This is a genomic window from Chryseobacterium edaphi, assembly GCF_025628985.1.
In the GTDB taxonomy this organism is placed as follows: domain Bacteria; phylum Bacteroidota; class Bacteroidia; order Flavobacteriales; family Weeksellaceae; genus Chryseobacterium; species Chryseobacterium edaphi.
The window spans coordinates 396,071-408,972 of the sequence record NZ_JAOTEM010000003.1 but is presented as its reverse complement, the minus strand read 5'-3'; the positions used below and the strand labels follow the sequence as shown (position 1 = coordinate 408,972).

Below are 12,902 nucleotides of genomic sequence, written 5' to 3'. Positions count from 1 at the left end.
TTCATGAATGCTATTTCAGTTTCTGTAATTATTCCGATATATAACACAGAGAAATTTTTGAGTGAAACAATAGAAAGTGTTCTTTCTCAAAGTTTTGATGATTTTGAGCTTATTTTGGTGAATGATGGAAGTACAGATAATTCTGGAATTATTTGTGAAAACTATTTGAAAAAAGACAACAGAATACAGTATTTCATTCAGGAAAATTCGGGAGTTTCAGTTGCAAGAAATTTAGGATTATCAAAAGCTTATGGTGAATATGTTTTTTTTCTTGATTCTGATGATATTCTCGATTCCGAATTTTTAAAAACTTCTTACGAAGCAGCTAAAAATCAAAATAGTTATATAACGATTGTCGGAAAAGAATTTTGCAAACGTTTACCCAATGTTTCTGCATTGCCGACTTGCGCTCAGTTTTTGAAAATGGATTTCTTGAAAAAACACTTAGATATAAGATTTCCGGAACACATTCAACCCTGTGAAGACGGTTTGTTTTCTCATCAGTTAATTGCATTGACTCAAGAAATTGGGACAAATCCTCATGGAATTTATCATTACAGACATCATGAGAATCAAAATCATCTAAAAATCAATGAAGATTGTTGGAAGGTTATCCATCAGATTCCCGTTTGGTTTGACATTTTATATGAGTTTTATACTAAGAACAACTTATTTAAATCTCACGCTCTTCATTTAGCACTCTTTGTGGAACATGAACCATTTGAGCTGAGATATTTATCAATGTCTCTGAACAAAGAGCAAAAAACTTTTTTACTAGATTTAATTAAGAAGTTTATGCTAAAAGTTTTGCCATATCTTTCAGATGCAGACAAACAATTGCTCAGGCAGCCTTTTCTTTATTTTATCAATTCTAATGATGTTTCTGATTTTGATCAATTTTATTCAGATTACATAAAACGAAAGAGAGCTAAGAAGAAATTTTATTTGTTTATGATAAAGTTGCTTCCCGTGAAAAATGTAAGAAGAAAGCTGAGAAAAAAGATTAATGATAATTTCAATCAATGAAAATTTTATTCGTACAACATAAAGGTTTTATTAACGGATCGGGAGGTACTGAAAAAATTTGCAGTTTTTTGGCCAACAAATTATCTGATTTGGGACACACAATGGTGATTGCAACCAATGAAAATGTTGACGGAAAACCAGTTTTTCCTTTAAATGATAATGTTTTGGTAACGAATATTTTTGACGAAAATATTTCTCAGATCGAGCCCAAAAAAACATATAATTATAAAGGTTTCAACCCTGTAAAATGGGTTTCTTATAAAATTGAGAAGAAACTTACGAAAAGAGAAAATAAAAGTTTAATCAAAAAAAATGGTGGTTTAGATGAAATTTTTAAATTAAATCTTCAAAATCGTTCGAAAGCTTGGAAATCTTACATTGATTCTTTGAATCCAGATATTATTGTAACAATGTCTATAAGTTCTCTTCTGGAAATTACTTTTGGAAACGAATATCAAATTCCGATTGTCAATTCGACCAACGGAAGACCGGATTATGATTATTCTGATATTTTGTGGCATAGAAGTCCTTTTGAAATGGATTTATTAAAAAATGCGTATCAAAAACTGTCAGGAATTCAGATTTTATTTGAAAGCTATAAAGATTTTCTTCCAAATACATATTATGGAAAATCGAATGTGATTCCAAATCCGGTTCCGCAATGTCTTGATAATAAATTAGTAAATCATAAAATTTCAAAGAATAAATATAAGATTATTAATATTGCATCTTTAGCAACCGATTGTAAACAGCAACATCTTGCAATAGAATCTTTCGCGGCAGTTTCAGGAAAATTTCCGAATTGGGAATTGCATTTTTTTGGAGTAGGAAATGATTTTAATTTTTTAAACGAAAAAATCAAGCAACTTAATTTACAGGATAAAATATTTCTAAATGGTTTTACAGAAACTCCGGTTTCAGAGCTCAGAGATTCTGATATTTTTATTTTTCCGAGTAAATATGAAGGTTTTCCTTTAGCACTTACCGAAGCAATGTCGGTTGGTCTTCCAAGTTTGGGATTTGTGACTTGTTCGGGAGTCAATGAACTAATAAAACACGAAGAAAATGGCTTTCTTGCAAAAGATACAGACGAATTGACGATATATCTTGAAAAATTGATGCAAGATGCCGAACTGCGACATAATCTGGGACAAAATGCTCATGTGGTAATGAAAAAATATACTCCCGAAACAATCAGTATTGAGTGGGAGCATTTCTTAAAATCTTTTGTTTCTTAATTTGTCCTAAGATAGCATATTGAAAATTTCTTCTTTCTGAGCTTCAATCGAAAACGGATAAATTCCTTTTTCAGAATTGAAATGAAGTGCATTCCACAATTCTTTATTAGTACAAATAGCAACGATATTATCTGCAAATTTTTGATAATCTTCGTTACCAGCGATCAATGCGGTAATTCCGTCTTCTAAAAACATTCCTTCTGCGCCGATTTCAGTTGTTAAAACAGGAAGTGTATATTCCAAAGCCTGACCGATTTTTCCTTTTACACCTGCACCAAATCGCAGTGGCGAAACAGATGCAAAACATTTTTCATAATACGGAATAATATCTTCTACATAACCTGTAATTTCAAACTTCTCAGAATTCATTTTCAGGATAGATTCCGGAGCTTCGGAACCGATGATTGTGATTTTCAAATCAGGTAAAACTTTCCAAACTAAAGGCATAATTTGACTGTGCAAAACTTCAACTGCATCCACATTCGGATCGTGAAGAAATGTACCGATAAAGAAAATTCCGTTTCGCTTTTCAAAAGGCGGCATATTTTCCGGCTGTACTTTCAGATTATGAACATTGCTTACTGTAAAGAGTTTAGACTCATCTACAAAAGCTTTCATAAATTCCTTTTCTTTATCGCTGATTACAGCAATTTTATCGGCTTTTTTACTCAGTTCGGTTTCAATATACTTGTAACGTACGACTTCTTTTTCTCTTTTTTTATCGTATTTTATCTCAAGACCTCTTTCCATTCTCAGATAGTGAATATCGACCATGTCATAAATAATCTTCGCTTTTGGAGCTTTATTTCTGAAAAAATCTAAATAATATTCAAATAATTCAGGTCTGTGACACCATACAAAATCAATCTTCGGCAGCAAATTATCTATGAAATGTTTCTTCCCTTTCAGAATACCAAATCTGTTGATAAAAGGAGTGTAAACCGTTACATTATGATCATTTAGATTTTTAATGTATTTTTTTGAATCAACGTTTGGGATTGCTTTTCGCCAGTCAACAAGATAAACGTTGTAATATTTTGCTAAAAACTTTGCAATTTCCGTGATTCTATTGGATGCAGAATCTTTATCAAACGTAGGAATTTGACTGTCAACAATAAGAATTGTTTTTTTACTTTCATCATGAGGAATTACCTTTTCAGATAAAGGATAATATTTTTTGATGTGAATGTAATTTTTTATCTTTCTTTTGATTCCCATTGTTTTATAGTTTAAATATTTTTTTTGTGAAATTCTTCAGACTGTACTTAAAAAGTATGTCTTTAGAAATTTCTACATAAGAAAGGCTTAGAAATGATTTGATCTCGTCAACATTGATGTTGTTGCTGTTAATTACGAGAATATTGTTTGGATGATAAAACTCAAAATTCTTTACCGTTTCATTGGTTGTGATAAGTTTTTTGCGATAACCTAAACTTTCAAAAGTTCTGAAAGAAAGTCCTTTTTGATCGGTTCTCTGAATATCGATCATTGCTTTCGATTGCGAAATTAATTCTTTTGTTTCGGAAAGAGAAATGTATTCTGTGGTTGAAATTAAATGTGGAAAGTTCAGTTTTTCAAACCAAAATAATACAAAATAGATTTTTAAACCCGAATCATGTAATAATTTTGAAATTGTGTCGATCTCATTTATTCTCGTGTCATACGATGAAATGTTGAAAATGTCATATTTTAATTCTTGCTGCTCAATCGTTTCATCGTAAATAAAATTTGAAGTTTCAGTAAAATTATATTTTTCGATGTCTTCTTTTTCGTAAGAATATATTTCATCAAAAAAATGGATAATTTCAGTTTGTTTAGGATATTTTGTACAACTGTCGTAATAATATGCGATAAAATTATCTGTTTTATTTTTTAAATCATTTAGTAAAGAAATATCCAAAAGATCGGGACGGATTATGAAAATAATATCCTGTTTTTCTGTAATTTGTTGTAAAATCTGATTCTTGAAAAAATCTTTCTTTATATTTTTGCCAAAAATTTTAGTGATACCATTTTTTATTTTGACGCCAAGATTCGGATATTTAAACTTGATCTTATCTGTTTTAATATCGGTGACAATCACATCAGGATAACTCTGAAGTTCTTTGACTACAAAATCGATATACCCGTAAGCAAAAGGATAAATTAATGTAATTTTCTTTGACATTATTTAAAAATTTCTTTCAGTTTCTCCTCAAACACAGCTTCCTCATTCAAAACCACGTTTTTATAGGTCTTAAAATTAAGAATATGTCGGGAATAATTGTCAAAAATACATTGTATCTTATTTAGAATAGCAGGAATTTTTTCTGTACTGAAATCAAATTTATACTCATCCGGAATCATTAAATCTTCATAATATGCTGAAGAACCATTTTTCCCCGAAATAATACAGCAATCTTGGGAAACAGACTCACGAAGCATCTTGTCACGTCCAGGATTTTCTCCGAAATCTACATACAAAAGTGATTTTGCCATCAAATCTTTTATTTGATCAGCATTCATGTTCTGAATAGGAATCCACTTCAGTTCGGGAGAATTTTTAATCAGTTCTGCAATCTCGTTTTTCCCCTTTTTTGGATTGTAAAGTATAGTTTTATTCGAAAAATCTTTCTTAATTATCTGATTTTTATCTAAAAATATCGGATTAATGTAATCACAGACATAATCGATCTGGCTTTCCGGAATATTGTGATCTTTTAGATAAACACTTGATCTATAAGATTGTGCCCACTGAAAAACATTCGGAAGATTTTCAAAATGATATTCTCTATCATCTTGCTTATAAAATAATTTTGTGAAAAAACTCTGTTTTCTTATTCTGTAATCCATCAAGATTTTGTAGAAATCAACGCTTAACCACCAAATTACTTTTTGACTTTTTGGATATTTTTTAATTAAAAAAGTCATCGATTCTGGAATAATCAAAATATTCTCAGGACTGTCTTCGAATGTATGTATTTCCTGAGTTTTATAAATATCATAATTTTTCGCTTTTGCATTTTTTCTTTGAGGAACATAATGCATAAAAACGTTGTCATAATGTAGTTCATACAACTTGTTGGAAAGCTGATGCAATGCTTCCGGACCACCAGTAACTTTTCTCGGAGGACAGAATATAATGATTTTGGAAGTGCTTTTATAAGAAATCATAAAGAAAATCAGTTAATAATTTTGAGGTATTGTAGCGCATTTATGATAGCTTGAATACTCTTGATTTTGTAAAATTACAACATATTACTCAACCAGTTCGTCAACCCAGTTTTGGATGAAATATTTATTTAAAATATTTTCCGGAATATCAACATAAGATGTTTCAAAAAAGGCTATTGGAATTGTTATATCGTCTACATTTTCAATCACAAATATATTTTCGGGGTTGTAAAAATCATAGTTGACAATATCTTTATTCGTAGTGATCAGTTTTTTCTTTAAACCCAAACTTTCGAAAACTCTGAAACTCAATCCTTCCTGTCCGTTTCTGCTTACGTCGAGCATGATTTCAGATTCTTCCAAAAATTGATTGTTTTCTTCAATGGAAAGGGTATTTTTGGAAAATTCTAAATAAGGTTCTTCATTTTCTTTTGATGTGAAAATAATAATTTTACTTTTTATTTTCATATCATATATAGATTTTGCAATTTTTTTAATTACAGGGAATCTATTGTCAAATGAACTGATATTGAAAACTTTATACTTGTAATTTTCAGGTAAGTTATCAATCGTTTTATAAATGAAATTGGTCTTAAATCTGAGATTGTATTTTTTACAGTCCTTTTTTTCGAAAGAAAAAACTTTATCAAAAAGAGAAAGAATATTTTTTGTTTTTGGATATCTGTTAATAGAATCACTGATAACCAATACCGATTGACGAGATTTTTTGTTAATGGCTTTTATCGTTTTTTTAGATAAAAAATCAGCCTTTATATAAATGCTCGTATCGATCGATTTGATGTTTTTAATCTGACCTAATATAACTTTATTATAATGAATGTGTTTTAGATTTGATATTCCTAAATTTTTCGTGAAAAAATTAAGAGCTTTATGATAAAAACTTGGGTATTTATACCTGAAACTGTGGAAATTAATATGCTTTACGTCATAATTTTTTCCTTCTAAAGCATCGGCAATATATTGGTTGAATCCCCAATTGTCGTAAGTGATCAGTAATATAATTTTTTTTTCTTCTTGCATTCTATCATTTAAGTTGTTACACAATGGTATGATCCAGAAACTCTTCCAGATCGGTCTTTAAAAAAGAAGGTTTAAAATCCGAATAACTTTTAGAATCTTTTACGAAATCATTGATATGCAAAAATTTATCCACTTCCGGTTTGCTTGTCCAAGCCCAGTCTGATTTTCGGATATGTGGTGAAAAAATTGTAAAAGTAGGGATGCTCGAAGATTTACTGACATTGGTTGCTCCTCCTTCATTACCAATCAGACATTTACATAAGCTTGTAACCGCAGCAAATTCACGAAGGTTTTTAGTGTCAAAATTCTTTATAATTGAAGTTTTTGTTCCTTCAGAAAGTTGGGAATATAAGTTTTCAAAAAGTTCTTTCTGAGAAGGGAGATAATTGCATAATATTTTTGCGTTGGGTTTGTAACCAGAAATATATTCGAGCAATTCTGCCATATATTCAATAGGATAAGTCTTCTCTTCAGAGCTTCCAAAAGTGCTTATCATAATCAGATTATCAGTTGTAGATAATCTATTTTCGCTTAAAATTTGATGTGCATTTTTCAGCTCATCATCTTGTATATAAACTTTTGGGAAAACTTCTTGAAAAGGAATTCCTAACGGTTCCAACATCTGCAAACGATGCTCAATTCCGAAAGTAGTATTTTTCGATTTTACTTTCGTTGATCTTTTTACCGGGTGATTGTAGAAAAACTGAGTGTATTTTTTGAAAAAACCAATTCTTGTTTTAGCTCCCGAAAAAAAAGTGATAATTGCAGTTTCTATTTTTGAATAAAGGTCGATTACTAAATCAAATTTGTATTGCTTTATCTCAGACAGAGTTTTTGTACCATCATTACTAAAAAACAAAAAATGATCGATATATGGATTACCGATCAGGATTTGAGAATGTTTTTCTTCCAAAAGAAAACTGATTTCAGATTTTGGATATTTTTTTTTCAGTAAAGGCAGTATTGTACTCGTCACGAGTACATCACCCATGAATTTTTTCTGAATGATTAAAATCTTCATATTATCCGCCAAATTCCAAAACTGTTTTTTCGATGATTTTTACACAATCTAATAATTGCTCTTCTGTGATTACCAAAGGTGGTGCCAATCTGATGATGTTTCCGTGGGTTGGTTTTGCGAGAAGTCCGTTTTCTTTTAATTGTAGACAAAGATTCCATGCAGTTGAACTTTCCGGAGTATCGTTGATCAGAATTGCATTCAACAAACCTTTTCCTCTTACTTTTGTAATCAGATCAGATTTCTGTATCAGTTTTTGAATTTCAGATCTGAAAAGCTGACCTAATTCTTCTGCTCTTTCTGATAATTTTTCGTTTTCTACAACATCTAATGCCGCAATAGCAACTGCACAAGCAATGGGATTTCCACCGAAAGTAGAACCGTGCTGTCCAGGTTTGATCACATTCATTATCTCATCATTTGCCAAAACTGCCGATACAGGATACATTCCGCCGGAAATAGCTTTTCCTAAAATTAAAATATCAGGTTGCACATTTTCGTGATGACATGCGATCAATTTTCCTGTTCTTGCAATTCCTGTCTGCACTTCGTCAGCAATAAAAAGAACGTTGTGTTTTTTACATAATTCGGAAGCATTTTGAAGGAAATTGTCGTCCGGAACATAAACTCCGGCTTCACCTTGAATAGGCTCCACTAAAAATGCCGCAATATTTTGAGCGTCATTTTTTAAAACTTCTTCTAAAGCTGTAAGATCATTATATGGAATTTTCACAAATCCTGGAGTGAAAGGTCCGTAATTTTTATTCGCATCAGGATCGTTTGAGAAAGAAACAATCGTTGTCGTTCTTCCATGGAAGTTATTTTCACAAACTACTATTTTTGCTGCGTTTTCTGAAATTCCTTTTACTTCATAACTCCATTTTCTGGCTAATTTTACAGCAGTTTCCACAGCTTCAGCACCTGAATTCATGGGTAAAACTTTATCAAAACCAAAAAGTGTAGTAATTTTTTTCTCGTACTCTCCTAAGCTTGAATTGTAAAATGCTCTTGAAGTTAAAGCTAATTTTTTAGCCTGATTAACTAATGCTTCCACAATTTTTGGATGAGAATGGCCTTGATTTACAGCAGAATAAGCTGAAAGAAAATCGTAATATTTTTTACCTTCAACATCCCAAACGAAAACACCTTCACCTTTATCTAAAACCACAGGAAGCGGGTGATAATTGTGAGCACCGTATTTTTCTTCGAGTTCAATAAAATATTGTGAATGTTTTGTTTGTTCTACTGTTGACATATTCTTTTTGCTTTTTTACAAAGTTAATAATTTAAAATTAGAAAGTAGAATCCATAAAAAAAACCGCTCCAAATGAAGCGGTTTAAAATTTATCTAAAAATAATCTTAGTGATTATCATATTTCTTATCCATTACAAAACTCTCCATGAATTTTGTAGTGTAATTTCCTGAAAGATAAGCTTCATCTTCCATCAACTGTCTGTGAAAAGGAATAGTTGTTTTTACACCTTCAACATAGAATTCTTCTAAAGCGCGTTTCATTTTTGCAATTGCTTCTTCACGGGTTTGTGCCGTTGTGATCAATTTAGCGATCATTGAATCATAGTTAGAAGGAATGGTATATCCCGAATAAACGTGAGTGTCAACTCTTATTCCATGTCCACCAGGAATGTTTAATCCCGTAATTTTTCCCGGAGAAGGTCTGAAATCAGCATAAGGATCTTCAGCGTTGATTCTGCATTCGATGGAGTGTAATTTTGGATAGTGGTTGATTCCCGAAATTGGAGTTCCTGCAGCCAAAAGAATTTGTTCTCTGATTAAGTCATAATCAATAACCTGTTCTGTAATCGGGTGCTCCACCTGAATTCTTGTATTCATTTCCATGAAATAGAAATTTCTGTGCTTATCAACTAAGAATTCAATCGTTCCTACCCCTTCATAGCCGATAAATTCTGCTGCTTTTACTGCTGCTTCACCCATTTTCTCACGAAGTTCGTCAGTCATGAATGGGGAAGGCGTTTCTTCAGTTAATTTCTGGTTTCTTCTCTGTACAGAACAGTCTCTTTCAGAAAGGTGACAAGCTTTACCAAATTGGTCACCTGCAACCTGAATCTCGATATGTCTTGGCTCTTCAATCAGTTTTTCCATATACATTCCTCCGTTTCCGAAGGCTGCAACTGCTTCCTGAATGGCAGATTCCCAGTGTTCTTTTAAATCTTCAGCTTTCCATACCGCTCTCATTCCTTTTCCACCACCACCGGCAGTAGCTTTAATCATTACGGGATATCCTGTTTCTTCTGCTGTTTTTACTGCGTGTTCGTAAGATTCAATCAAACCTTCAGAACCCGGTACACAAGGTACGTTTGCAGCTTTCATGGTCGCTTTAGCATTCGCTTTGTCTCCCATTCTTTCAATTTGCTCAGGACTAGCACCAATAAATTTGATGCCGTTTTTCTGACAGATTCTTGAGAAGTTGGCGTTTTCAGATAAGAAACCGTAACCCGGATGAATTGCATCTGCATTAGTGATTTCTGCTGCTGCAATAATATTTGAAATCTTTAGGTATGAGTCTTTACTCATTGCAGGACCAATACAAACAGCCTCATCAGCAAATCTTACATGAAGACTGTCTTTGTCGGCAGTAGAATATACCGCAACAGTTTTGATTCCCATTTCTTTACAAGTACGTAAGATACGCATTGCAATTTCGCCACGATTGGCAATTAATATTTTTTTGAACATCTCTCTGAAATTTTAAATTTTAAATTTTGAATTTTAAATTATTTTAAATGAAACAATTTTCATCTAAAATTTATAATCTTTCATCTAAAATTCCTTAAGATGGATCTACTAAGAATAATGGTTGATCATATTCTACAGGTGTTGAGTCGTCAACTAAGATTTTAACGATTTTACCGCTTACTTCAGACTCGATTTGGTTAAATAACTTCATTGCTTCGATTACACAAACTACTTTTCCGTTTGATACTTCATCTCCTACATTTACAAAAACGTCTTTATCCGGAGATGGTTTTCTGTAGAAAGTTCCGATCATTGGAGATTTAATAGTTATATATTTACTATCGTCAGAAGCTGCTTCAGTTTTTTCCGCAGATGGAGAAATCGCTGCAGGAGCATGACCAGGAGCTGATTGCTGAGGAGCCTGCTGATACATTGCCGGTTGAGCAACATAGCTTGCTTCATTGCCTCCAAGTGGTGTTTTAATAGTAATTTCGAAATCTTTAGTCTTATATTTTACTTCTGAAACTTCAGCTTTAGATACAAACTTGATAAGATTCTGTATGTCTTTAATGTCCATAAAATTGATATTTGATTTGCCGTCAAAGATACCAAAAAAAGACAAAAAGCAACAAAAAACCACTCATTTTTATTAAAATTGAGTGGTTTTTGTATTAAATAGAGATTTTTAAGATAAAAAGCTCTTAATTTTCTTCTGAAGTAGTTTCTACTGTTTTTTCCAATACTACTTTTCCTCTGTAGTATAATTTTCCTTCATGCCAATGTGCTCTGTGGTATAAGTGCATTTCTCCGGTAGTTGCATCTTTTGCCAATTGAGGAACTACTGCTTTGTAATGAGTTCTTCTCTTATCTCTTCTTGTAGACGACTGTCTTCTCTTTGGATGTGCCATTTTGTAATAACTTTTTTAATTTGATGAGCGATGAGATCTTTGCATCATCTCATCATATTATTATTATTTTTAATTTTTATCTTTTAATTTCTTCAAAGCTTCCCATCTTGGGTCAACTTCATGTTCTTCCTCCTCAATTTCTTTCGGACTGAATTTTTCAAGAATTGCCAAATCTTCATCACTTATATTGGGTGATATCTTCTTCATGGGTATTGATAACGCTACATTTTCATAAATCAAATGTGCTACATTGAAGGCATGATCATTGGTGAGAATTGTTACTACATCTTCCTCACTGTCATCATATTCTTCTCCGAATTTTACTAAAATACCGATTTGGTTTTCAATAGGGTAGTCGAAGTTGTCGTTTGTAATATCACAAACTAATTCTACTGTACCATTGACTTTTACTTCAAATTCTAAAAACGTAGTGTGTTTATTTAAAAATACTTCTACATCGATCTTAGGATTTGTAAATTCCTGTTCAGTTTCGAATAATTGAAAGAACTCTTTATCTATCTCAAACCTGAACTCGTGCTTACCGATTTTCAGTCCGGAAAAGCTTATATCGTAGTTTCTTAACTTGTCCATAAAATGAGTGTGCAAAAATATGCATTTATTTTAATATTACAAATAAAATAGGTAACAAAATTAATTTTAATTGATTCAGCGATTTACATTTCGCTTTCTACAGGAAGATCTTCGTCTATTCCGTTGTCTGAAGGTATTCTCCGCAGCTGAAGTCTATTGGCCATCATTTCTTTATAATCGCTTCTGTTTTTAAAAATCTTAATCGCCATGAAAATTGCTTCCATAAAACTCTGTTCATCTGCAATATTTTTCCCTGCAATATCGTAGGCAACACCATGATCCGGTGAAGTTCTGATAAAAGGTAGTCCGGCTGTATAATTGACGCCTTCTTCATACGCCAAAGTTTTAAACGGAGCCAAACCTTGATCGTGATACATCGCTAAAACTGCATCAAAACTCTGGTATTTGCTCGGCTGGAAAAAACTGTCTGCAGGAAATGGACCGAAAGCCAGGATTCCCTGATCTGAAAGTTCTTTTATAGCTGGTGAAATGATTTCGATTTCTTCATTTCCGATCACACCGCCGTCTCCTGAATGTGGATTTAAACCTAAAACCGCAATCTTTGGTTTAGAAATAGAAAGATCTTCAATCAAAGTCTGGTTTAAAGCTTTGATCTGTTTTTTGATTTTTTCCTTAGAAATACTTTCAGCAACCTGAGAAATTGGAATGTGATGGGTAGAAACAGCAACCTTTAATCCATCTGTTACCAAAAACATCAATCCTTTTTTATTGAATTTTTCTTCAAAATAACCCGTGTGTCCTGCGTGCTTGAAACCCATCTTCATCATTTCGTCTTTGTTGATTGGTGCAGTCACCAAAACGTCAATTTCTCCTTTCATTAAAGCTTCGGTTGCTGCTTCCAAGGAGTCAATTGCCATTTTGGTAGATTCTTCTGTTGGTTTTCCTAACTCTACATTAGAATTATCTTTCACCAAATTAAGCATATTCAGCTTTCCGTTTTGAGCCTGTGAAGTTTCTGTAATGTAGTTGAAATTCAGATTTAGCTTAAAAATATTCTTCTGGTACGTGAATAATTTTCCTGAGCCGAAAATAATGGGAGTAAAAAAGTCGGTAATAGTTTTGTCTTTCAGAGATTTCATGATGATTTCCGGACCGATGCCGTTGAAGTCGCCAATTGAAATTCCTACTCGTACTTTATGGTTTTTTGGGCTCATTTTGATTATCTTTGAAGATTATAATTTTACAAATTT

13 protein-coding genes are annotated in these 12,902 nt (G+C 32.2%); 2 read left to right on the top strand and 11 right to left on the bottom strand.

The window, feature by feature from the left end:
- Window positions 1–3 precede the first annotated feature (3 nt).
- Window positions 4–1,026, top strand: coding sequence for a glycosyltransferase family 2 protein (locus tag NZ698_RS14190; RefSeq protein ID WP_263003858.1), 1,023 nt, complete (start codon window positions 4–6; stop codon window positions 1,024–1,026).
- Complete coding sequence (locus tag NZ698_RS14185) at window positions 1,023–2,264, top strand: glycosyltransferase (protein ID WP_263003857.1); 1,242 nt, start codon at window positions 1,023–1,025, stop codon at window positions 2,262–2,264. Before NZ698_RS14190 ends, NZ698_RS14185 begins: the two co-directional genes overlap by 4 nt.
- A 6-nt stretch (window positions 2,265–2,270) precedes the next feature.
- Here NZ698_RS14185 and NZ698_RS14180 read toward each other — a convergent pair whose 3' ends face one another.
- The 11 genes from NZ698_RS14180 to pdxA all read right to left on the bottom strand — a co-directional run bounded on the left by NZ698_RS14180 (window position 2,271) and on the right by pdxA (window position 12,866).
- Window positions 2,271–3,482 (bottom strand): glycosyltransferase family 4 protein, encoded by a 1,212-nt coding sequence (locus NZ698_RS14180; RefSeq protein ID WP_263003856.1) that lies wholly within the window; start codon window positions 3,480–3,482, stop codon window positions 2,271–2,273.
- Window positions 3,483–3,486: 4 nt separating this feature from the next.
- Window positions 3,487–4,431 (bottom strand): WaaS/CpsH family glycosyltransferase, encoded by a 945-nt coding sequence (locus NZ698_RS14175; protein ID WP_263003855.1) that lies wholly within the window; start codon window positions 4,429–4,431, stop codon window positions 3,487–3,489.
- On the bottom strand, window positions 4,431–5,417 hold the full coding sequence (locus tag NZ698_RS14170) for a hypothetical protein (RefSeq protein WP_263003854.1): 987 nt from the start codon (window positions 5,415–5,417) through the stop codon (window positions 4,431–4,433). The genes NZ698_RS14175 and NZ698_RS14170 overlap by 1 nt, the downstream gene beginning before the upstream one ends.
- Before the next feature lie 84 nt (window positions 5,418–5,501).
- On the bottom strand, window positions 5,502–6,458 hold the full coding sequence (locus tag NZ698_RS14165) for a WaaS/CpsH family glycosyltransferase (protein WP_263003853.1): 957 nt from the start codon (window positions 6,456–6,458) through the stop codon (window positions 5,502–5,504).
- 16 nt (window positions 6,459–6,474) lie between these two features.
- Window positions 6,475–7,479 (bottom strand): glycosyltransferase family 9 protein, encoded by a 1,005-nt coding sequence (locus NZ698_RS14160; RefSeq protein ID WP_263003852.1) that lies wholly within the window; start codon window positions 7,477–7,479, stop codon window positions 6,475–6,477.
- A gap of 1 nt (window position 7,480) precedes the next feature.
- Window positions 7,481–8,731 (bottom strand): ornithine--oxo-acid transaminase, encoded by a 1,251-nt coding sequence (gene rocD / locus NZ698_RS14155; RefSeq protein WP_263003851.1) that lies wholly within the window; start codon window positions 8,729–8,731, stop codon window positions 7,481–7,483.
- Between the two features lie 105 nt (window positions 8,732–8,836).
- Window positions 8,837–10,192, bottom strand: coding sequence for an acetyl-CoA carboxylase biotin carboxylase subunit (gene accC, locus NZ698_RS14150; RefSeq protein ID WP_263003850.1), 1,356 nt, complete (start codon window positions 10,190–10,192; stop codon window positions 8,837–8,839).
- A 94-nt stretch (window positions 10,193–10,286) separates the two neighbouring features.
- Window positions 10,287–10,769 (bottom strand): acetyl-CoA carboxylase biotin carboxyl carrier protein, encoded by a 483-nt coding sequence (accB, locus tag NZ698_RS14145; protein ID WP_263003849.1) that lies wholly within the window; start codon window positions 10,767–10,769, stop codon window positions 10,287–10,289.
- Window positions 10,770–10,893: 124 nt separating this feature from the next.
- Window positions 10,894–11,100, bottom strand: coding sequence for a 50S ribosomal protein L32 (rpmF, locus tag NZ698_RS14140; RefSeq protein ID WP_263003848.1), 207 nt, complete (start codon window positions 11,098–11,100; stop codon window positions 10,894–10,896).
- Window positions 11,101–11,169: 69 nt separating this feature from the next.
- Complete coding sequence (locus NZ698_RS14135) at window positions 11,170–11,691, bottom strand: YceD family protein (protein ID WP_263003847.1); 522 nt, start codon at window positions 11,689–11,691, stop codon at window positions 11,170–11,172.
- An 83-nt stretch (window positions 11,692–11,774) separates the two neighbouring features.
- Entirely contained in the window at window positions 11,775–12,866 is a 1,092-nt protein-coding gene (pdxA, locus tag NZ698_RS14130; protein ID WP_263003846.1) for a 4-hydroxythreonine-4-phosphate dehydrogenase PdxA, read from the bottom strand.
- Window positions 12,867–12,902 lie beyond the last annotated feature (36 nt).